The 20,578-nt window shown below is 71.3% G+C and carries 19 protein-coding genes and 1 tRNA gene; 14 read left to right on the top strand and 6 right to left on the bottom strand.

The genetic code is table 11. From position 1 onward, the window contains the following. Nucleotides 1-47: 47 nt before the first annotated feature. The gene (locus tag OHU35_RS17740; protein ID WP_405505920.1) at nucleotides 48-677 is read right to left on the bottom strand and encodes a 5-formyltetrahydrofolate cyclo-ligase; all 630 of its coding nucleotides are present in this window, start codon (nucleotides 675-677) and stop codon (nucleotides 48-50) included. 93 nt (nucleotides 678-770) lie between these two features. Between OHU35_RS17740 and galU the strand changes: the two genes are divergently transcribed. The 7 genes from galU (at nucleotide 771) to OHU35_RS17705 (ending at nucleotide 6,235) form a co-directional block, all read left to right on the top strand. Further along, nucleotides 771-1,673, top strand: coding sequence for a UTP--glucose-1-phosphate uridylyltransferase GalU (galU, locus tag OHU35_RS17735; protein ID WP_184598073.1), 903 nt, complete (start codon nucleotides 771-773; stop codon nucleotides 1,671-1,673). A gap of 4 nt (nucleotides 1,674-1,677) precedes the next feature. Continuing rightward, entirely contained in the window at nucleotides 1,678-3,018 is a 1,341-nt protein-coding gene (gene glp / locus OHU35_RS17730; protein ID WP_405505918.1) for a gephyrin-like molybdotransferase Glp, read from the top strand. Between the two features lie 59 nt (nucleotides 3,019-3,077). Continuing rightward, nucleotides 3,078-3,572, top strand: a complete 495-nt coding sequence (gene moaC, locus OHU35_RS17725) for a cyclic pyranopterin monophosphate synthase MoaC (RefSeq protein WP_193479936.1) — start codon at nucleotides 3,078-3,080, stop codon at nucleotides 3,570-3,572. After that, nucleotides 3,569-4,069: a molybdenum cofactor biosynthesis protein B gene (locus OHU35_RS17720; protein WP_184598076.1), complete on the top strand. Its 501-nt coding sequence runs from the start codon at nucleotides 3,569-3,571 to the stop codon at nucleotides 4,067-4,069. The genes moaC and OHU35_RS17720 overlap by 4 nt, the downstream gene beginning before the upstream one ends. 23 nt (nucleotides 4,070-4,092) lie before the next feature. Continuing rightward, nucleotides 4,093-4,713, top strand: a complete 621-nt coding sequence (locus tag OHU35_RS17715; RefSeq protein ID WP_229873161.1) for a GNAT family N-acetyltransferase — start codon at nucleotides 4,093-4,095, stop codon at nucleotides 4,711-4,713. 172 nt (nucleotides 4,714-4,885) lie between these two features. After that, complete coding sequence (gene glpR / locus OHU35_RS17710) at nucleotides 4,886-6,079, top strand: gephyrin-like molybdotransferase receptor GlpR (protein ID WP_189726846.1); 1,194 nt, start codon at nucleotides 4,886-4,888, stop codon at nucleotides 6,077-6,079. A gap of 82 nt (nucleotides 6,080-6,161) precedes the next feature. Continuing rightward, nucleotides 6,162-6,235: transfer RNA gene (locus OHU35_RS17705), tRNA-Ala, on the top strand. Between the two features lie 65 nt (nucleotides 6,236-6,300). On the opposite strand, the gene OHU35_RS17700 is transcribed toward OHU35_RS17705, so the two are convergent. Beyond that, nucleotides 6,301-6,777: a GNAT family N-acetyltransferase gene (locus OHU35_RS17700; protein ID WP_359893656.1), complete on the bottom strand. Its 477-nt coding sequence runs from the start codon at nucleotides 6,775-6,777 to the stop codon at nucleotides 6,301-6,303. Nucleotides 6,778-6,866: 89 nt separating this feature from the next. Between OHU35_RS17700 and OHU35_RS17695 the strand changes: the two genes are divergently transcribed. Next, on the top strand, nucleotides 6,867-7,676 hold the full coding sequence (locus tag OHU35_RS17695) for an exodeoxyribonuclease III (protein WP_189726844.1): 810 nt from the start codon (nucleotides 6,867-6,869) through the stop codon (nucleotides 7,674-7,676). 4 nt (nucleotides 7,677-7,680) lie between these two features. Here the strand turns inward: OHU35_RS17695 and OHU35_RS17690 are convergent, their stop codons facing one another. Next, nucleotides 7,681-8,325, bottom strand: a complete 645-nt coding sequence (locus OHU35_RS17690; RefSeq protein ID WP_189726843.1) for a MerR family transcriptional regulator — start codon at nucleotides 8,323-8,325, stop codon at nucleotides 7,681-7,683. A 130-nt stretch (nucleotides 8,326-8,455) separates the two neighbouring features. Here OHU35_RS17690 and OHU35_RS17685 point away from each other — a divergent pair, with 130 nt between their 5' ends. From OHU35_RS17685 to OHU35_RS17670, 4 genes are all read left to right on the top strand, one after another. After that, nucleotides 8,456-9,976, top strand: coding sequence for an NAD(P)/FAD-dependent oxidoreductase (locus OHU35_RS17685; RefSeq protein ID WP_189726842.1), 1,521 nt, complete (start codon nucleotides 8,456-8,458; stop codon nucleotides 9,974-9,976). After that, complete coding sequence (locus tag OHU35_RS17680) at nucleotides 9,973-10,896, top strand: alpha/beta fold hydrolase (RefSeq protein WP_405505915.1); 924 nt, start codon at nucleotides 9,973-9,975, stop codon at nucleotides 10,894-10,896. Before OHU35_RS17685 ends, OHU35_RS17680 begins: the two co-directional genes overlap by 4 nt. Beyond that, entirely contained in the window at nucleotides 10,893-11,777 is an 885-nt protein-coding gene (locus tag OHU35_RS17675) for an SDR family oxidoreductase (RefSeq protein ID WP_359893660.1), read from the top strand. The genes OHU35_RS17680 and OHU35_RS17675 overlap by 4 nt, the downstream gene beginning before the upstream one ends. A 76-nt stretch (nucleotides 11,778-11,853) precedes the next feature. Next, nucleotides 11,854-12,081: a hypothetical protein gene (locus OHU35_RS17670; protein ID WP_189726839.1), complete on the top strand. Its 228-nt coding sequence runs from the start codon at nucleotides 11,854-11,856 to the stop codon at nucleotides 12,079-12,081. Between the two features lie 64 nt (nucleotides 12,082-12,145). Here the strand turns inward: OHU35_RS17670 and OHU35_RS17665 are convergent, their stop codons facing one another. Next, nucleotides 12,146-15,388 carry a S41 family peptidase gene (locus OHU35_RS17665; RefSeq protein ID WP_189726838.1) on the bottom strand — a complete coding sequence of 1,081 codons (3,243 nt, stop codon included), beginning with the start codon at nucleotides 15,386-15,388 and terminating at the stop codon, nucleotides 12,146-12,148. Between the two features lie 179 nt (nucleotides 15,389-15,567). On the opposite strand from OHU35_RS17665, the gene OHU35_RS17660 reads away from it, so the two are divergent. Next, entirely contained in the window at nucleotides 15,568-16,167 is a 600-nt protein-coding gene (locus OHU35_RS17660; RefSeq protein WP_189726837.1) for a TetR/AcrR family transcriptional regulator, read from the top strand. Between the two features lie 111 nt (nucleotides 16,168-16,278). Continuing rightward, nucleotides 16,279-18,480: an MMPL family transporter gene (locus OHU35_RS17655; RefSeq protein ID WP_405505914.1), complete on the top strand. Its 2,202-nt coding sequence runs from the start codon at nucleotides 16,279-16,281 to the stop codon at nucleotides 18,478-18,480. A 128-nt stretch (nucleotides 18,481-18,608) separates the two neighbouring features. On the opposite strand, the gene OHU35_RS17650 is transcribed toward OHU35_RS17655, so the two are convergent. Then, nucleotides 18,609-19,739, bottom strand: coding sequence for a serine hydrolase domain-containing protein (locus tag OHU35_RS17650; RefSeq protein WP_405505912.1), 1,131 nt, complete (start codon nucleotides 19,737-19,739; stop codon nucleotides 18,609-18,611). Nucleotides 19,740-19,808: 69 nt separating this feature from the next. Continuing rightward, the gene (locus tag OHU35_RS17645; RefSeq protein ID WP_189726834.1) at nucleotides 19,809-20,480 is read right to left on the bottom strand and encodes a DUF4097 family beta strand repeat-containing protein; all 672 of its coding nucleotides are present in this window, start codon (nucleotides 20,478-20,480) and stop codon (nucleotides 19,809-19,811) included. Nucleotides 20,481-20,578: the final 98 nt, after the last annotated feature.

Raw genomic sequence — 20,578 nt, 5'->3', positions numbered from 1 at the left:
GCACGACGAAACGGCCCTCCACGCGCGCGTGGAGGGCCGTTTCGTCGTCAGCCGGTCCGCTCCCCGAACCGCCGCACCCCCGAGGGAGTCACCACCGCGTGCACCGGCCGGTCGTGCGCCTCCTCCGGGACCTGCTCGACCACCTCCGTGTCGTACAACAGCACCACCAGGGAAGGCCGGGCGCCCGCCCGCTCCAGTCGCTCCAGGACACGGTCGTACGAGCCGCCGCCACGCCCGAGCCGCATTCCGCGCGTGTCCACCGCGAGCCCCGGCAGCAGCACGGCGTCGGCGGTGGTCACGGCGTCCGGTCCGAGGCGCTCGCCGGAGGGCTCGAAGAGCTCCATCCTGCCGCCGCCGTGCCGGACACGCGCGAGCGAGCCCTCGCCTTCGTAGACGCCCCAGTCCAGGTCGTTGTCGGCCATCAGGGCCGGAAGCAGGACGCGCACGCCCCGGGCGCGCAGCGTGTCCAGGAGCGCGAGGGTCCCCGGTTCACTCCCCACGGAGACGTACGCCGCGACCGTGCCGGCCCCCGCCAATTCCGGCAGTTCCAGCGCCCGCGCGGCCAGTGCGGCGGAGGTTTCCCGCAGGTCATCCGCCGTCAACCTGTTCCTCACCGAGAGGAGCTCTCGCCGCAAACTCCGCTTGTCAGGCTCGCCCGGACGCCCGATGTGACTCAATGGTTGCTCCCGTATCGTGCTAATACGCTCATATGAGCGCCCATGAAACGGAGCGGCAGATTCCGCCCAAAGACACCGGATATGGTGGCGGGCATGACTCAGTCGCACCCTCGGATCAGCAAGGCTGTCATTCCCGCAGCAGGCCTCGGCACCCGGTTCCTGCCGGCCACCAAAGCCACTCCCAAGGAGATGCTGCCGGTCGTCGACAAGCCGGCGATCCAGTACGTGGTCGAGGAGGCCGTCGGCGCGGGTCTCGACGACGTCCTCATGGTGACGGGCCGCAACAAGCGCCCCCTCGAGGACCACTTCGACCGCAACTACGAACTCGAGTCGGCGCTTCAGAAGAAGGGCGACGCCGGCCGCCTCGCCAAGGTCCAGGAGTCCAGCGACCTCGCGACCATGCACTACGTCCGCCAGGGCGACCCCAAGGGCCTCGGCCACGCCGTCCTGTGCGCCGCCCCGCACGTGGGCGAGGAGCCCTTCGCCGTCCTCCTCGGTGACGACCTCATCGACCCCCGCGACCCCCTGCTCCAGCGCATGGTCGAGGTCCAGGAGCAGCGCGGCGGCAGCGTCATCGCGCTCATGGAGGTCGCCCCCGAGCAGATCCACCTCTACGGCTGTGCGGCCGTGGAGACCACCGAGGACAGCGACGTCGTCAAGGTCGGCGGCCTCGTCGAGAAGCCCGACCCGTCCGACGCCCCGTCGAACTACGCGGTCATCGGCCGCTACGTCCTCGACCCGCACATCTTCGACATACTGCGCCGGACCGAGCCGGGCCGCGGCGGCGAGATCCAGCTCACGGACGCCCTCCAGCAGCTCGCGGCCGACGAGAAGATCGGCGGCCCGGTGCACGGCGTCGTCTTCAAGGGCCGCCGCTATGACACCGGCGACCGCGGCGACTACCTGCGTGCCATTGTCCGACTCGCATGCGAACGTGAAGACCTGGGCCCGGACTTCCGGACCTGGCTTCGCAGTTACGTAGCCGAGGAGATGTAACACGTTGAGCAGCGCCGCGCCCCGCACCCCGGTCCAGGACCACTCGGGCCCCGACCGCCTCTGGTCGGTGGACGAGCACCTGGAGGACGTCCTCACGACCGTCCGCCCCCTGGAACCCATCGAGCTGCAGTTGCTCGACGCCCAGGGCTGCGTCCTGGTCGAGGACATCACGGTGCCGGTGTCCCTGCCGCCGTTCGACAACAGCTCCATGGACGGCTACGCGGTACGGGTCGCGGACGTGGCGGGCGCGAGCGAGGAGTTCCCGGCGGCCCTGGAGGTCGTCGGGGACGTGGCGGCGGGCCAGGCCGAGCCGGTCCACGTGGGCCCCGGCCAGGCGGCCCGCATCATGACCGGCGCCCCGCTGCCGCCCGGCGCCGAGACCGTCGTGCCCGTCGAGTGGACCGACGGCGGACTCGGCGAGGGCCCGGTGCACGGCATGCGCGCCCGCAGCCTCGGCCCCCAGGGCGCCTCCGGACATGTGCAGGTGTACCGCCCGGCCGAGGCACGCGCGCATGTGCGCGCGCAGGGCAGCGACGTGAAGGCCGGCGACCGCGCCCTGCGGGCCGGCACCGTCCTCGGCCCGCCCCAGATCGGCCTGCTCGCCGCGATCGGCCGTGGCACCGTACGCGTCCGCCCGCGCCCGCGCGTGGTGGTGCTCTCCACCGGCAGCGAACTCGTCCAGCCCGACGAGAAACTGCGCACCGGTCAGATCTACGACTCCAACAGCTTCGCCCTCACCGCGGCCGCCCGTGACGCCGGCGCCATCGCCTACCGCGTGGGGGCCGTCGCCGACGACGCCGAGACCCTGCGCTCCACCATCGAGGACCAGTTGGTCCGCGCCGACCTGATGGTCACCACGGGCGGTGTCAGCGTCGGGGCGTACGACGTCGTCAAGGAAGCCCTGTCCCACGTGGGCGACGAGGACGAGGCGGGCAGCGGCATCGAGTTCCGCAAGCTCGCCATGCAGCCCGGCAAGCCCCAGGGCTTCGGCTCCATCGGCCCCGACCACACCCCGCTGCTGGCCCTGCCCGGCAACCCGGTGTCGTCGTACGTCTCCTTCGAACTGTTCGTCCGCCCCGCGATCCGCACCCTCATGGGCCTGCGGGACGTCCACCGGCCGACGACCCGGGCCACCCTGGCCGCCGACAAGGCGCTGACCTCGCCGAAGGGCCGCCGCCAGTTCCTGCGGGCCACCTGCGCCGACGGACGGGCGACCCCGGTCGGCGGCGCCGGATCCCATCTGGTCGCCGCCCTCGCCCACGCGGACGCGCTGATCGTCGTCCCCGAGGACACCGAGTCCGTCGAGCCCGGCGCCGAGGTCGACGTGGTCCTGCTCGGCCGATAGCCGCTGGTTGGGGGTACCGTGTCGCGCACAGCAGGCCCGGACCGGGAGCGCCACACAGCATGAGCACGCAGGATCCCCCTACGCAGGACCGACTGACGCACATCGACGACGCCGGCGCCGCCCGCATGGTCGACGTGTCCGAGAAGGACGTGACCGCGCGCACCGCCCGCGCCAGCGGACGCGTCCTCGTCTCGCCCCGCGTGATCGAACTGCTGCGCGGCGAGGGCGTCCCCAAGGGCGACGCCCTCGCGACCGCGCGGATCGCCGGAATCATGGGCGCCAAACGGACCCCCGATCTGATCCCGCTCTGTCACCCCTTGTCGGTCTCCGGTGTGAAACTGGACCTGTCGGTCGCGGACGACGCCGTGGAGATCCTGGCCACCGTGAAGACCACGGACCGCACGGGGGTGGAGATGGAGGCCCTCACCGCGGTCTCCGTCGCCGCGCTCACCGTGATCGACATGGTCAAGGCGGTCGACAAGGGAGCGGTCATCACGGACGTACGGGTGGAAGAGAAGACGGGCGGTAAGTCGGGCGACTGGAGCCGGGCATGACGTATCGCGCTCTCGTCGTCACCGCCTCCAACCGGGCCGCCGCCGGGATCTACGAGGACAAGGGCGGCCCGCTGATCTCCGCCGGTCTGAAGGGCTTCGGCTTCGAGGTCGACGGACCGCAGGTCGTCCCCGACGGAGACCCCGTGGAGGCGGCCCTGCGCGCCGGTGTCGACACCGGCTACGACGTCATCGTCACCACCGGCGGTACGGGCATCTCGCCCACCGACCGCACCCCCGAGGCGACACGCCGGGTGATCGACCACGAGGTGCCGGGCATCGCCGAGGCCATCCGGGCGTTCGGCCGGGAGAAGGTGCCGACCGCGGCGCTCAGCCGGGGCCTGGCCGGAGTGGCCGGCGCAACGCTGATCGTCAATCTGCCCGGCTCCAGCGGTGGTGTGAAGGACGGACTGGCCGTCCTGGAGCCGCTGCTGATCCACGCCGTCGAGCAGCTCCGAGGCGGCGACCACCCCAGACCCGGCACGGGGGGTGCGAGCTGAACAGCGCATCCTGGCCCGTCGAGCTGGTGGACGGCGACATCGTCCTCCGGCCGATAAAGCTGCGCGACCAGCGGGCATGGCGCGACGTCAACCGGCGCAACCGCGACTGGCTGCGCCCCTGGGAGGCGACCATTCCGCCGCCCGCGCCCGGCGGGCCGCTCGCGCACCGCCCGACCTTCCGCCAGATGGTGCGGCACCTGAGGTCGGAGGCGAACGCGGGCCGGATGCTGCCCTTCGTCATCGAGTACCAGGGGCGGCTGGTGGGGCAGTTGACGGTCGCCGGGATCACCTGGGGCTCGATGTGCTCGGGGCACATCGGTTACTGGGTGGACGAGTCGGTGGCCGGGCGCGGGGTGATGCCGACGGCGGTGGCGCTCGTCGTGGACCACTGTTTCCGCGCCGTCGGACTGCACCGCATCGAGGTCTGCATTCGCCCCGAGAACGGGCCCAGCCGCCGGGTCGTGGAGAAACTCGGATTCCGTGAGGAGGGGCTCAGGCCCCGTTATCTCCACATCGACGGGGGCTGGCGCGACCACCTCGTGTTCGCGCTCACGGCGGAAGAGGTGCCGGACGGGTTGCTGAGGCGCTGGCACCGGGCACGATCGCAGAGTAATCCGGGAATCCGGCACCGCCCCGGAAATTGAATATATGTTCGAAAATGATCGGCCAGTGACCGTCTCAGGGCAATGAATTCCCGGCCTGGGCGGTCTGCTGATCGCATCGGTCACAAAAAAAGTTCGAAATATCAGCCAGATCGTGCGACACACCGACGCAATTGGCAGATGGCCTCACGCAAACCCCTCTACGGTGTGAGACGTGAGCAGCAGCGGCCTCATCTACGCAGTCATTGTCGGGGCCTGGGCCGCCTACTTGGTGCCGATGTGGCTCCGTAGGCAGGACGAGCTGAACGAGGCCCGTCCGACGGAACGCTTCAGCACCGCCATCCGGCTGCTTTCCGGCCGGGCGGGGATGGAGCGCCGGTACGCCAAGGACCTGCGGGCGCGCTCCACCGAGGAGGGGGAGCAGGGCGCCGACGACCTGGACGCCGTCACCGACTCGGTGGACGTCCGGGCCTTCGCCGTGTCCAAAACGCGTCCGCAGACCCAGGCACCCGTACCGTCGCCCGCCCCGGAGCGGCCGGCCCGATCGGAGCAGCCGGCCCGCCCGGCACCCGCACCGAACGCGGCGTCCGCGGCCCGCGGAGAGGGCCGCGTGCCCGCCGCCCGGCGCCGACCGTCGCCGCAGGCCCAGGCGGCCGCGGCACGTGCCCGGCGCTCGAAGGTGCTCGCGCGCCGTCGGCGCACCACCACCATGCTGTTCCTCGCCTTCACCCTCGGCGCGATCGTCGCCGCGGTCGGAGGCCTGGCGTTCCTGTGGGCGCCCGGCGTGCCCGCGGTCATGCTCAGCGTGTACATCGCGTACTTGCGCACGCAGGAGCGCCGCCGCTTCACGTACCAGATGGACCGCCGCCGGGCCGAGCTCGCGGCCCAGCGGCTGCGGGAGCGGCAGCGTCAGTCCGGCCGGCGCGCCGGTGCCGACCAGGAGGCCGACGAACCGGAGGACGGACCCGAGCCGGTGACCGACCCCGGCCTGTCCGCTCTCGCGGCCGACCGGCGCGCACTCGTCGAGCAGACCGACCACGCCGAGTGGGTCGACCAGCAGCGCGAGCGGCAGCGGCGCCCCGGGCAGGGTGGTGACAGCTGGGATCCGGTGCCGGTGCCCCTGCCGACCTATGTGACCGCGCCGGTCGCCCCCCGGGCCACCAGCGACATCGACCTCGGGGCCCCCGACACCTGGAGCTCGGCCCGGTCGAGCTCCGTCACCCCGGACCTGGAGGACGACGCCGACCTCCCCGGCGAGCCGGAGCCCCACGCCGAGGAGCGGGCGGACGACGACGGGCGCACCGACGCCCGCCGCGCGGCCTCCGCACGGCGGGCACGGGAGCGCGGCCGCACGCCGCTGTTCGACCAGTACGAGGACGGGGACCGGCCGCGGGCCGCCAACGAGTAACCCCCGAACCCGCAGGTGACCGGCCCTCGGGAACGGATTTCCAAGCAGGCCGATCGGGGTGCTAAAGTTTCACTCGTTGCAAGGGCCTGTGGCGCAGTCCGGTAGCGCACCTCGTTCGCATCGAGGGGGCCAGGGGTTCAAATCCCCTCAGGTCCACGCAGCTCAGAGCCCCGGTCGGGAATCCCGACCGGGGCTCTGACGTATGTTCAGCACCCCACGCGTCAGAGGCTCTTGGCGAAGCAGCGGCTCGACTCGTAGTGGCGGTAGTAGCCGAACTTCCCGCACGGCTCGTAGCCGCTGGACGTGTACAGGGCTATGGCCTCCGGCTGCTTCGTGCCGGTCTCCAGGACCATGCGGGAGCGGCCCGCCGCGCGCGCGTCCTCCTCCAGGGCGGCCAGGACGCGGCGCGCGAGGCCCCGGCCGCGCATGCCGTCGACCACGTACATGCGCTTGATCTCGGCGTCGCCGTCCAGGTTGCCCTCGTCGTTCGCGTCCTGGGTACGCCAGCCGCCCGAGGCGACGGGGGAGTCGTACTCGTCGTACGCGATCAGGTAGGTGCCGTTCGGCGGAGCGAAGTCCGAGGCGGCCATGGTCGTGGCGTCGCCTCCGTCGCCGTAGCGGACGTGGTACTCGGCCTGGACCTGGTCGTTGAGCTTCGTGGCGTCGGGGTGGTCGAAGGGGACCCGGCGTATATGCATGCTGTGTACCGTATGTCAGCTCATGTGTCGTGGGGGAGTGTGTTCGATCCGGAACTGGACCTCGTCCAGTGTGCCGGTATCGTGCCGGGGTGCTCACTGTGACCTCTGTGAATGTGAACGGGCTGCGTGCCGCCGCGAAGAAGGGCTTCGTGGAGTGGCTCGCGGAGACCGAAGCCGATGTGCTGTGCCTGCAGGAGGTGCGCGCCGAGCCGGGGCAGTTGCCCGAGCAGGTGAGGGCGCCCGAGGGGTGGCATGTGGTGCACGCGCCGGCCGCTGCCAAGGGGCGGGCCGGGGTGTCCCTGTACAGCCGTCGCGAGCCCGACCGGGTCCGGATCGGGTTCGGGTCGGAGGAGTTCGACGGCAGCGGGCGGTATGTCGAGGCGGACCTGCCGGGGGTCACCGTCGCCTCCCTCTATCTGCCCTCGGGTGAGGTCGGTACCGAGCGGCAGGACGAGAAGGTGCGCTTCATGGGCGAGTTCCTCACCCATCTGAAGGGGCTCAGGGAGCGGGCCGCCGCGGAAGGGCGCGAGGTCCTGGTCTGCGGCGACTGGAACATCGCCCATCAGGAGGCCGACCTCAAGAACTGGCGCGGGAACCGGAAGAACTCCGGGTTCCTGCCGGAGGAGCGGGAGTGGCTCACTCAGGTCTTCCAGGAGGCGGACGGGGGATACGTCGATGTCGTGCGGGCCTTGCACCCGGACACCGAGGGGCCGTACTCGTGGTGGTCGTACCGCGGACGGGCGTTCGACAACGACACCGGCTGGAGGATCGACTACCACGTCGCCACGCCCGGGCTCGCCGGGCGGGCGGTCAAGGGGTTCGTGGAGCGGGCCGCCACGCACGCGGAGCGGTGGTCCGATCACGCGCCCGTGACCGTCGTGTACGACAGGGACAGGTAAGGGCTCAGGGCCTGCGCATCCGGCGGTCCAGCGCCAGTGACAGTTCCGCCTCCACCACGCTCCGTGCCAGGGGGCGCAGGCGGGGCAGGTCCTGGGGGGTGGCGTGGCGCAGGACCAGGTCGGTGAAGAGTTCGGCCAGGGCGTCGGCGTGGGTGCGGACCTGTTTGGCCGCGTCGAGGACGTCGGCGAGGGGGATGCCCTCGTGGACCAGGGCCGAGGAGACGTCCAGGAGGCGGCGGCTGATGTGGACGATCTCGTCGCCGTCGGTGCCGAGGTAGCCGAGTTCCATCGCGGCGGCGAGGTTCTCGGGCGTGGTCTCGCCGGCGAAGTGGTCGGCGAGTTCCTCGGGGGTGAGGTGGACCGGCTCCTCCTCGGTGGGGGCGCCCCCGACGCCGAGCAGGTCACCGACGTCCCGGCCGTTGTCGAAGGCCTCCGCCAGTTCCGCGATGCCGCTGAGGGTGTGGCCGCGTTCCAGCAGGGCCGTGATCGTGCGCAGGCGGGCCAGGTGGTGGTCGTCGTACCAGGCGATACGGCCTTCCCTGCGGGGTGGCGGGATCAGTTTGCGTTCGCGGTAGAAGCGCAGGGTGCGCACCGTGATCCCGGCCAGGCGGGCCAGCTCTTCCATGCGGTATTCACGCTTCTCGGCCACCTGGGCACCTTAAGGCGTACCACGGGTAACTTCCTCGTTCTGCCCCCTACCCATCAGTACGCCGCTGCCCTACGCTCCCATTGCGCCAGTGTTCACTGGCATGGTTCTCGTGGTGTGTGGAGGTGTCGGCATGGGCGAGCGCGAACACGAACGCGAGCATGTACGGGTCGCGGTGGTCGGGTCCGGGTTCGGCGGGCTGGGGGCCGCCGTGCGGCTGCGCCGCGAGGGCGTCACCGACTTCGTCGTCCTGGAGCGGGCGAGCAGCGTCGGCGGCACCTGGCGGGACAACAGCTACCCGGGGTGCCGGTGTGACGTGCCCTCGCATCTGTACTCGTTCTCCTTCGCGCCCAACCCCGAATGGCCGCGCACCTTTTCCGGGCAGGAGCACATCCGCGCCTATCTGGAGCACGTCACGGACGTGTTCCGGCTGCGGCCGCACATCCGCTTCGACTCGGAGGTGAAGCGGATGAGCTGGAACGCCGAGCGGCTGTGCTGGGACATCGAGACCAGCAGCGGGAATCTGTCGGCGGACATGGTCGTGTCGGCGACCGGGCCGTTGTCCGATCCGAAGGTGCCGGAGATACCGGGGCTGGAGTCCTTTCCCGGCAAGGTCTTCCACTCGGCCCGCTGGGACCACGACTACGACCTGCGCGGAAAGCGCGTCGCGATGGTGGGGACCGGGGCCTCGGCCGCCCAGATCGTGCCGGCCGTCCAGCCAGAGGTCTCGCGCCTGACCCTGTTCCAGCGGACCCCGCCGTGGGTCATGCCCCGCGTCGACCGGAACATCAGCGGCACCGAGCGGTGGCTGCACCGGCAGTTGCCCTTCACCTCGCAGCTTCGGCGCGGACTGCTGTGGGGCATCCGGGAGGTGCAGGTGCAGGCGTTCACCAAGCACCCGGGCCAGCTCGGCCTCGTCGAGGAGATGGCCCGGCGCAACATGGCCCGCTCCATCAAGGACCCGGCCCTGCGGGCGAAGCTCACCCCGGACTACCGCATCGGCTGCAAGCGGATCCTGCTGTCCAGCGACTACTATCCGGCGCTCGCCCAGCCCAACGTGGACGTGGTCGCGAGCGGCCTGGCCGAGGTCCGCGGATCCACCCTGGTCGCCGCCGACGGCAGTGAGGCCGAGGCGGACGCGATCGTCTTCGGCACCGGGTTCCACGTCACCGACATGCCCATCGCGGACCGGGTCGTGGGCGCCGACGGACGGACCCTCGCGGAGACCTGGAAGGGCGGCATGGAGGCCCTGCGCGGCGCTTCCGCCGCCGGCTTCCCCAACTGGATGACGATCATCGGGCCCAACACCGGCCTCGGGAACTCCTCGATGATCCTCATGATCGAGTCCCAGCTGAACTACCTGGCCGACTTCGTCCGCCAACTCGACGTCCTCGGCGGCCGGGTCGCCCTCGACGCCCGTCCGGGCGCCGTACGGGACTGGAACCACCGGGTGCAGGAGCGCATGAAGCGCACGGTGTGGAACACCGGCGGCTGCACCAGCTGGTACCTCGACGCGAGCGGCCGCAACACCACCATCTGGCCCGGCACGACCGGCGAGTTCCGGCGGGCGACACGACGGGTGGATCTCGCGGAGTACGACGTCCTGCGCGTTCCCGCGCGGAAGGAAGCCGAGAAGGCCGGGGTGGACGCGTGAGCCGCCTCCTGCACGTCGACTCCGGGCCCTACGCCCCGCCCGCCCCCGCGCGTGAGCTGACCGCCGTGTCCGCCGACGGCGCCCGGCTGCACGTCGAGATCCACGGCCCCGACGGCGCCCCGGCCGTCGTCCTGGCCCACGGCTGGACCTGCTCCACCGCCTTCTGGGCGGCGCAGATCCGCGAACTGGCCGCCGACCACCGGGTCATCGCCTACGACCAGCGCGGCCACGGGCGCAGCCCCGCGAGCCCCGCGTGCAGCGCCGAGGCGCTCGCCGACGACCTGGAGGCCGTACTCGAAGCCACCCTGGCGCCCGGGGAACAGGCCGTGATCGCCGGGCACTCCATGGGCGGCATGACCGTGATGGCGGCCTCCGAGCGGGCCGGCTTCCGGGCGCACGCGGCCGCTGTCCTGCTGTGCAGCACGGGCAGTTCACAGCTGGTCGCCGCCTCCACCGTCGTACCGATCCGGGCCGGTCGGCCGCGGACCTGGCTGACGCGGCGGATCCTGGGCTCCCGGGCGCCGCTCGGCCCGGTGACACCGCTGGCCCGCCGGATCCTCAAGTACGGGACGATGGGCGCCGGTTCGGCCCCGCACATGGTCGAGGCGTGTGCCCGGATCGTGCACGCCTGCCCCCGCAAGGTCCGTTACTCCTGGTCGCAGGTGCTGGACCTGCTGGACCTCGACCACGGCGTACGTGAGCTGCGCGTGCCCACGGCCGTCGTCGTCGGTACGGCGGACCGGCTGACACCGCCCGTGCAGGCCCGGGCCCTGGCCGCCGCGCTGCCGCAGTGCACCGGGCTCACCGAGCTGCCCGGCATCGGCCACATGACGCCGGTCGAGGCGCCGGGGCTGGTCGGCGGCAAGATCCGGGAACTGGTCCACGCACACATCCAGGTCGTATCCGAGGAGAGCGCATGAGCAGGGTGAGCCTCGAGGGGAAGGTCGCCGTGGTGACCGGGGCGGCGCGTGGCGTCGGGGAGCTGCTGGCCCGCAAGCTCTCCGCGCGCGGCGTGAAGGTGGCGCTGGTCGGCCTGGAGCCGGACGCGCTCAAGGAGGTCTCCGGGCGGCTGCACAGCGACAGCGACCACTGGCACGCCGACGTCACCGACCACGAGGCGATGGTCCGGGTCGCGAGCGAGGTCGAGGAGCGCTTCGGGAGGGTCGACATCGTCGTCGCCAACGCCGGTGTCGCCACCGGCGGTCCCTTCGCCGACTCCGACCCGGAGTCCTGGCGGCGGGTGATCGAGGTCAATCTGATCGGCTCGGCGGTGACCGGCCGCGCCTTCCTGCCGTCGCTGCTCAAGAGCCGGGGGTATCTGCTGCAGATCGCGTCCCTCGCCGCGATCACTCCGGCGCCGATGATGACCGCGTACTGCGCGTCCAAGTCCGGTGTGGAGGCGTACGCGCACAGTCTGCGTGCCGAGGTCGGGCACCGGGGCGTGAAGGTCGGCGTCGGGTATCTGTCGTGGACCGACACCGACATGGTGCGCGGGGCCGACCAGGACGACGTCATGCGGGAGTTGAGGCAGCGGCTGCCCTGGCCGTCCAACAAGACCTATCCGCTGGGCCCGGCGGTGGACCGGCTCGTGGCCGGGATAGAGAGCCGGTCGAGCCATGTGTACGGGCAGTGGTGGCTGCGCGGCATGCAGGGCGTGCGCGGACATCTGCCCGCAGTCATCGGGACGGTGGGACAGCGCGAGATGCGGCGGTTCGCGGACCGGCTCACGGGCATGCGCACGGGCCTCGTCGGGGCAGGTGGAGCGGCCGATGAGCAGCAGCGGACTACGCTCCGTAAGTGATCGACATGCGCAGGGTCACGACCCGTGTGAATCTGATCGGGCCAGATCCCCTCACCCCCAACGGGAGTGAACCCACATGGGTATGAAGGACCAGTTCCAGGAGAAGTCCGAGCAGTGGCAGAACCAGGCCCGTCAGAAGGCCGACCAGGCCCGCGAGCAGATGCAGGGCCGCGGTCGCCGGCGGGACGAGGACATGGACTCGCCGCAGCACCCGCAGAACCCGCAGCACCCGCAGAACCCGCAGCGTGACCGCGAGCGGGAGCGCGAGCAGGAGGACCGCTTCGACCAGGACTACGACGCCTGACGACGCGTGCTGAAGGGAAGGGGTGCCTCGCGCGGGGCACCCCTTCCTCGCGTCCCCGTCTTCCTCAGGTCCGCGGCGGCAGCTTCGGCCGGGAGCGGTCCGGTACGTCGCTGTACGTCGGCGGCACCGCCGGAGGGTTGCTCTCCAGCAGCCCGAGGGCCAGCTCCACCGCGTCGGTCAGCTGGGCGTGGCGGCCCTCCGCCCAGTCCAGCGGGGTGCGCAGGACGTCGATGTCGGGGGCGACGCCCCTGTTCTCCACCGACCAGCCGTACGCGTCGAACCAGGCCGCGTTCATCGGCACCGTGATCACCGTGCCGTCCCCCAGCTCGTGGCGGCCGGTCATGCCGACGACCCCGCCCCAGGTGCGCTGCCCCACCACCGGGCCCAGCTTCAGCAGTTTGAAGGCGGCGGTGATCATGTCGCCGTCGGAGGAGGTCGCCTCGTCCGCCAGGGCCACCACCGGGCCCCTCGGCGCGTTCGAGGTGTACGACACGGGCTGGGCGTCGCGGGTCAGGTCCCAGCCCAGGATCGTGCGGCTCAGCGTCTCGATGACCAACTCGCTGATGTGGCCGCCGGCGTTGCCGCGCACATCCACGATCAGCGCCGGCCGGGACACCTCCATGCGCAGATCGCGGTTGAACTGCGCCCAGCCCGAGCCGCCCATGTCCGGGATGTGCAGATAGCCGCAGCGCCCGCCGCTCAACTCCCGTACCACCGCCCGGCGTTTGGCCACCCAGTCCTGGTAGCGCAACGGCCGCTCGTCGACCAGCGGGACGACGGCGACCCGCCGGGGCGGGCCCAGGCCCTCCGCCGAGTCCCCGGCCGGGGTGAAGGTCAGCTCCACCGTCGAGGCGCCCGCGCCCGCCAGCAGCGGATAGGGGCCCGCGTCCGGATCCACCGGGCGGCCGTCGACGTGGGTGAGGACCGCGCCCTCCCGGATGCCCGTGCCGGCCAGCGGGGAGCGGGCCTTGGAGTCGGAGGAGTCGCCGGCCAGGATCCGCTTGACCGTCCAGCCGCCGTCCCGGCGTACGAAGTTGGCGCCCAGCAGGCCCTGCCGGCGCTGGTAGTGGGGCGGGCCCTCGTCGCGCCGGGCGGCGGTGACGTACGCGTGGGAGGTGCCCAGCTCGCCCAGCGCCTCGCGCAGCAGGTCCGCGAACTCGTCCGGGGAGGCGACCCGTTCGACCAGCGGACGGTACTGGTCCAGCACCCCGGCCCAGTCGATGCCGCACATGCCCGGTTCCCAGAAGTACGCCCGGATCAGCCGCCCGGCCTCCTCGTACGCCTGCCGCCACTCCGCCGCCGGGTCGACCACGTGCAGGATGCGGCGCGCGTCGATCCACACCGTCGAGTCGGCGTCGCCCGACTCGGTGGCGGGTACCGCGCGCAGCTCGCCCTCGTCGACCACGACCAGCCGGCTGCCGTCGCCGCTCACCGCGAACCAGTCGAGATGCCCGACCAGTTCGGACTTCTTGGCCTTGGTGATGCCGAAGTGCTCCAGGGTCGGCCGGCCGCTGGTGTCGTCCGGGTTGGCGAACGTCTCGCCCAGCGCGCCCGAGATCGGCCAGCGCAGCCACACCAGTCCGCCGCCCGCGACCGGGTGCAGCGCCGAGTACTTGGAGGCGGCCACCGGGAAGGGCGTGACCCGGCTCTCCAGCCCCTCGGCCTCGACGGTCACCGCCCCGCCGTCCCCGTTCTCGTCGTCCTCCACCGGGTCAAGACCCCCGGCGGCCGGACGGCCCTCCGGGTTCACCGCGAACGGGGAGGGCGTCGCGGAGGACAGCGGCACGAGGTACGGGCGGCAGCCCAGCGGGAAGGACAGGTCGCCGGTGTGCACGTCGTAGACGGGGTCGAAGCCGCGCCAGGACAGGAAGGCGAGGTAGCGGCCGTCGCGGGTGAACACCGGGTTCTCGTCCTCGAAGCGGCCGTTGGTGACGTCGATGACGGAACCCCCCTTGATCCTGGCCATCTTGATCTGCCGCAGGGTCCGCCCGATGCCCGGATGCGACCAGGTCAGCCACGCCCCGTCCGGGGAGAACGCGAGGTCCCGCACGGGCCCGTTGATCGACCGGATCAGCTCGGTGACCGCACCGTCGGAGTCCTCGGTCACGTCCACGAGCAGCAGCCGCCCGTCGTGCGAGGCGACCGCGAGCCGCTCGCCCTCCGGGTCGGAGACCAGCTCGCGCACCCGGCCCAGCGCGCCCGAGGCCAGCCGCCGCGGGCCGCGGTCGCCGGACGCCCGGGGCAGGGAGGCGATCTCGATCGCGTCCTCGCCCTCCGCGTCCGTCACATACGCCACCCGCCCGCTCGCGCCGAGCATCTCCGGCATCCGCACCCTTACGCCCGGGGTGTCGGTGAGGGTGCGGGCGGGACCGTCGCGGTGGGTGAGCCAGTACAGGCTGCCGCGTACGACGACCGCGCTGGCCCGTCCGGTCTCGTCGACCGAGATCCCGTCGATGTGCTGGGCCGCCGCCACCTGGTACGGGCGCCGCCCCGCGCGCGGCCCGCTCAGCCGTACGTCCAGCCGCCGCGGCTCGGAGTCCGGCGACAGGTCGTCGACCAGCCACAGGTCGCCCGCGCACTGGTACACCACCCGGGTCCCGTCACTGGAGGCGTGCCGGGCGTAGAAGGCGTCGTGGTCGGTGTGGCGGCGCAGGCCGGAGCCGTCGTAGGCGCACGAGTAGAGGTTGCCGACGCCCTCGTGGTCGGAGAGGAAGGCGATCCGGCCGCCGACGAACATGGGGGAGTGCAGATGGCCGCCGAGGCCTTCGAGCAGCCGTTCGCCGTGCAGCCACAGCCGGCCCATGGCCCCGCCCCGGTAGCGCTTCCAGGAGGCCGGCTCGTGCGGCGGGGTGCCGGTGAGGAGAAGGGTCTTCCGCTCCCCGTCCAGGTCCGCGACCTGGAGGTCGGCGACCGGCCCCCAGGGCAGTTTGCGGCCCGGGGCGCCGTCGAGGGGGACCTTGTAGCCCCAGGTGAAGAAGGAGAAGGGCTCGCCGTGCGAGGCCACGGCCAGGATCTCGCCGTCCGGGGTCCAGCCGCAGACCCGGGTGTCGGCGCTGCCCCAGTGGGTCAGCCGGCGGCCCGGGCCGCCGTCCACCGGGACGAGATGGACCTCGGGCGCCAGGGTGCGCCAGCTCGTGCAGGCGAGGTGGCGGCCGTCGGGCGAGAAGCGGGGGTGGCCCACCTTGGTGCGGTCGACGGTGAGCCGCCAGGCGCGGCCCGGGGCGTCGAGCGGGGCGAGCCAGAGGTCGTCCTCGGCCACGAAGCACAGCAGGTCGTCATGGAGGTGCGGCAGACGCAGATAGCTCACGTCCCCATGCTTTGCCCGGGGGCGGACCGCAGCAAGTTATGACAAACGGGCCCCCGTGACGCAGCACACGTACGAAACGGTTTCGTTTCTATAGAGGCTGCGCTACATTCGTCGTGTACGAAGTCGCGTACGAAACCGTGTCGTTCGAAGGCACGGTCCGGAGCAGGAAGGTGAGAGAGATGGCTGAGGTCGCCACCGCGCGTCGCAGTCGGATCACCCCCGAGCGTGAGGCCGAGCTGTACGCGGCCGTGCTCGACCTGCTCCGGGAGGTCGGCTACGACGCCCTCACCATGGACGCCGTGGCAGCGCGCACCCGGTCCAGCAAGGCCACGCTCTACCGCCAGTGGGGCGGCAAGCCGGAGCTGGTGGCGAAGGCGGTCCGGCACAACAAGCCGGGCAACATCGCCGACGTCGACACCGGCTCCCTGCGCGGCGACCTGCACGCCCTCACCTCACGCGAGGACGACTGCACCATGCAGCAGAACGCCGCGCTGATGCGGGGTCTGTTCATGGCGGTGCACGCCAACCCGGATCTTCTCCAGGCGTTCAGAGAACTGCTCATCGAGCCGGAGATGGAGGAGTTCCACCGGGTGGTGCGCAAGGCGGTCGACCGCGGCGAGATCCGCGCCGACTGCCCGGCACTGGACTACGTCGTGCACATGCTGGTGGGCGCCTTCGCCACCCGCACGCTGATCGACGACCAGCCGCCGACGCAGGCCTTCCTCATCTCGTACATCGACGCCGTGGTCCTCCCCGCCCTCGGCATCCCCACCACCTGAACCACCCCTGAGCAATCCCCACCGCAGTACCTGACGCGATCACCGCTCACGTCGTCGGGCTGATCACCCCTGCCCTGAAACACCCCACGACCTGACCGGGAGTACGCCCTCGTGGCCACTTTCCTCTACAAACTCGGCCGGCTCTCGTTCCGGCGGCGGCACTTCGTCGCCCTGATCTGGGTGGCCCTGCTGACCCTCGCCGGTGTCGGCGCGGCCAGCGCCCCCGCCGCGGGCAACAGCTCGTTCTCCATCCCCGGCACGGAGGCCCAGAAGGCCTTCGACCTGCTGGAACAGCGCTTCCCCGGTGTGAGCGCCGACGGAGCCACCGCACGCGTGGTCTTCAAGGCGCCGAGCGGCGAGAAGATGACCGACCCCGGCAACAAGGCGACGGTCCGGGAGACCGTCGAGGAACTGGCCGACGGCTCCGAGGTCACCCGCGTCACCGACCCGTACCGGGCGAAGGCCGTCAGCAAGGACGGCACGATCGCGTACGCGCAGGTGTCGTACAAGGTCTCCGGCATGGAGCTGGAGGACTCCTCCCGCGACGCCCTTCAGGACAGCGCGCAGGACGCGCGCAAGAGCGGGCTGACCGTCGAGATCGGCGGTGACGCGCTCCAGACCGTTCCGCACACCGGCAGCAGCGAGATCATCGGCATCGCGGTCGCCGCGGTCGTCCTCGTCATCACCTTCGGCTCACTGGTCGCGGCCGGACTGCCGCTGCTGACGGCGCTCATCGGCGTGGGCATCGGCGTCTCCACGATCACGGCCCTGGCCAGCGCCCTGGATCTGGGCTCCACGACCTCCACCCTGGCGATGATGATCGGCCTCGCGGTCGGCATCGACTACGCCCTGTTCATCGTCTCCCGCTACCGCGCCGAACTGGCCGAGGGCCGCGACCGCGAGGAGGCGGCGGGCCGGGCCACCGGCACGGCGGGTTCGGCGGTGGTCTTCGCGGGCCTGACGGTCGTGATCGCGCTGGTGGGTCTGTCGGTCGTCAACATCCCGATGCTCACGAAGATGGGCGTCGCGGCGGCGGGCACGGTGGCCATCGCGGTGCTGATCGCGCTGACCATGATCCCGGCGCTGCTCGGGTACGCGGGCCGGAAGGTGAAGCCGATGGGGGAGAAGGGCAAGCGGCTCGGCCGGGCGTCGAAGAAGCCGGAGCGCCCCAACCTGGGCACGCGCTGGGCGAGTTTCGTCGTCCGCCGCCCGATCGCGGTCCTGTTGCTCGGTGTCATCGGCCTCGGCGCGGCGGCCGTCCCGGCGTCGAGCCTGGAACTGGGCCTGCCGGACGACGGCTCCCAGCCCACCTCCACCACCCAGCGCCGCGCCTACGACCTGCTGTCGGAGGGCTTCGGCCCGGGCTTCAACGGCCCGCTGATGGTCGTCGTCGACGCCAAGGACAGCGACGACCCGCAGGCGGTCTTCGGTGACGTCGGTGACGAGATCAAGGGCCTCGAGGACGTCGTCACGGTGACACCGCCGGCGCCCAACAAGGCCGGCGACACGGCCACCATCACCGTGATCCCGGGCTCCCAGCCGTCCTCCGTGACGACGGAGAACCTGGTGCACGGCATCCGGGACGCGGGCACGGGCATCAAGGCCGACACGGACGCGAACGTCCTGGTCACCGGCAGCACGGCGATGAACATCGACGTCAGCGAGAAGCTCAACGACGCGCTGATCCCCTACCTGGTCCTGGTGGTCGGCCTGGCCTTCCTCCTCCTGATCGTGGTCTTCCGCTCGATCCTGGTCCCGCTGAAGGCGGCCCTCGGCTTCCTGCTGTCGGTGATGGCCGCCCTCGGCGCGGTGGTCGCGGTCTTCCAGTGGGGCTGGCTGTCGGACCTGATGGGCGTGGAGCAGACGGGCCCGGTCATGTCGATGATGCCGATCTTCATGGTCGGTGTGGTCTTCGGCCTCGCCATGGACTACGAGGTGTTCCTGGTGACCCGGATGCGGGAGGCCTACGTCCACGGCGAGAAGGCCGGCCAGGCGATCGTGACGGGCTTCCGGCACGGCGCCCGGGTGGTGACGGCCGCGGCGGTCATCATGATGGCGGTCTTCGCCGGCTTCATCGGCTCGTCCGAGTCGATGGTCAAGATGATCGGCTTCGGCCTCGCGATCGCGGTCTTCTTCGACGCGTTCATCGTCCGCATGGCCATCGTCCCGGCCGTCCTGGCCCTCCTCGGCCGCAAGGCCTGGTGGCTGCCCAAGTGGCTGGACCGGGTGCTGCCCAACGTGGACGTCGAGGGCGAGGGCCTGCGCTCGGACTCCGACCGCGGGGACACGGACCGGGAGCTGGTACGCGCCTGACGCTCCGACAGTTCTGAGAAACCGGCCGGTGAGGGCTCCGTGGGGACGGGGTGCCCTCACCGGCTCTTCCACGCTTTCCTCTACAGAAGCTGGCTTGGCCCGTGCGGGTCCACGCCGCTCGGCCCTGTCTACTGAGCCGGCTTTGCCGCGTCAGCCGACTCGGCCTGCCCGCCGCCGAACACCTCTTTGACGAGCCTCTGCGTCGCTTTCTGGAACGCCTCGGCCAGGGACAGTGCGGCGTCGTCGACATAGTTCAGCGCGGCGGTCAGGGTCTTGCTGCCGTCGGGCGTGCTGTACATCAGCGCCCCGTGGCCCGCCGTGCCGCCGTTGTGGGTGATGACGGTGCCGCCGTTTTCGCCCGCGTCCTGCACGAACACCCCCAGCCCGTAGCCGACCTTGGGATGCGGCTTGCACATCTCGGCCAGCAGCTGTGCCGGCAGGAGCTTGCCGCGCATCAGCGCGGAGATGAACGTGCGGAGGTCCTGGGTGGTCGAGATCATGTCTCCGCCGGTGGAGATCCAGGAAGGGTTCTGGCGGGTGACGTCGACCGTCTTCTGCCGGCCGACGTCCTCGTACCGGTAGTAGGCGTGGGTGTGCGGCTCGGGGATCTCCGGGCTGGTGTCCGGCACCACGGTGTCCGACAGCCCGAGCGGCCCCAGGATCAGCCGCTGCATCTCCTCGGCGAGCGAGCGGCCGGTGACCTTCTCGATCAGCAGCCTGGCCAGCACGTAGTTGGTGTTGGAGTAGCTCCAGTCCGTCCCCGGCTCAAGCCGCGCCGGCTTGGACAACGCCAGCCGTACCAGCTCTTCCGGCCGGTAGGTCTTGAACCGGTTGTCCACCCACTCCCGGCCCGCGGTCGTGGCGGGGATCCCCGGCGCGAACGTCCCGTCGTCGTAGTACTCGCCGGTGAAGTTGAACACCCCGCTGGTGTGCTGTAACAGCATCCGCACCGTGATCTTCGGGTCCAGCCCGAACTCGGGCAGATGGTCGGCCACCGGGGCGTCCAGCCCGACCGTGCCCTCGGCCACCAGTTGCAGCACCACGGTCGCGGTGAAGGTCTTGGTGTTGCTGCCTATCCGGACGTGCCCGTTGGTCGTCGGCTTCGCGGTCTCGCCCAGCTTGCGCACCCCGGCGCTGCCGACCCACTCGCCCCGCTCGTCGTGCACGCGCATCGTCACCCCGGTGAAACCGGACTCGACCATCTCCTCGATGGCCTTCTGCAGCTCCGGGCGGTCCTGGTCGGTAAGAGTGATGGACATGGTGGTGTGCTCCTTCAGAGCTGTTACGGATTTCGACTGAACAGACGGGATCGCCGCGGGGCGCCCCTCTTACAGGCTGTGGGCGCTGATGTCGCCGTAGGACGTGGTCGCGTGGATGGTCAGGGCCGCGTCGGCGCCGTCGGTGTTCTTGAGCGCGTTGTGGATCCGGCCGAAGCCGGTGCCGGCGTCCAGGGAGGCGGAGACGCCGCGGCCGGCGCCGATCGAGATCTCGCCGTGCTCGGTGCGCAGCTCGACCGTGCCGCCCATGGCCTCGGTGACCCGGATGTCGCCCTTCTGGGTGCTGATCTCCGCGGGTCCGCCCAGGCGGCCGACCGAGACGTCGCCGGCGAGGAGGGTGAGACGGGCACCCTCGGTCTCGTCGAGCTTGACCGAGCCGTGCGCGCCCTCGAAGGCGACATCGCCGAGCCGTCCGACGCCCCGGAACTCGGAGCTGGCCGCCTTCGCCTCGACGCGGGAGCCGGCGGGCAACTGGACGGTCACCTCGACGGACCCGGAGTTGCCGAGGATCCGGTTCTTCGCCGGTGCGGCCTCGATCCGCAGGACGCCGTCGCCGTACTCGACGCTGATCTGCTCCGCCGCCTTCACGTCGCGGCCGTTCGAGCTGACCGCGGGCCGGACCTCGACGGTGGTGTCGGCCCGGTCGGCGGCGATGAACTGGATGCGTCCGGCGGGGATGTCGAGGACGGCGGAGATCGGGGCGGGGGTGGTGAACTTCTGCATCGTGCTCTCCTTGAGCTCGTTGTTTCTGATGAATGAAACGCTACGTTGCGTTCACGGCTATGGCAACGTGCTCGTTGCGATTGAAGCGCGTAAGTGCA

It is taken from the genome of Streptomyces purpurascens (assembly GCF_045040895.1).
GTDB classification, from domain to species: Bacteria; Actinomycetota; Actinomycetes; order Streptomycetales; family Streptomycetaceae; genus Streptomyces; species Streptomyces purpurascens.
This window is presented reverse-complemented; position numbering and strand designations above follow the sequence as displayed.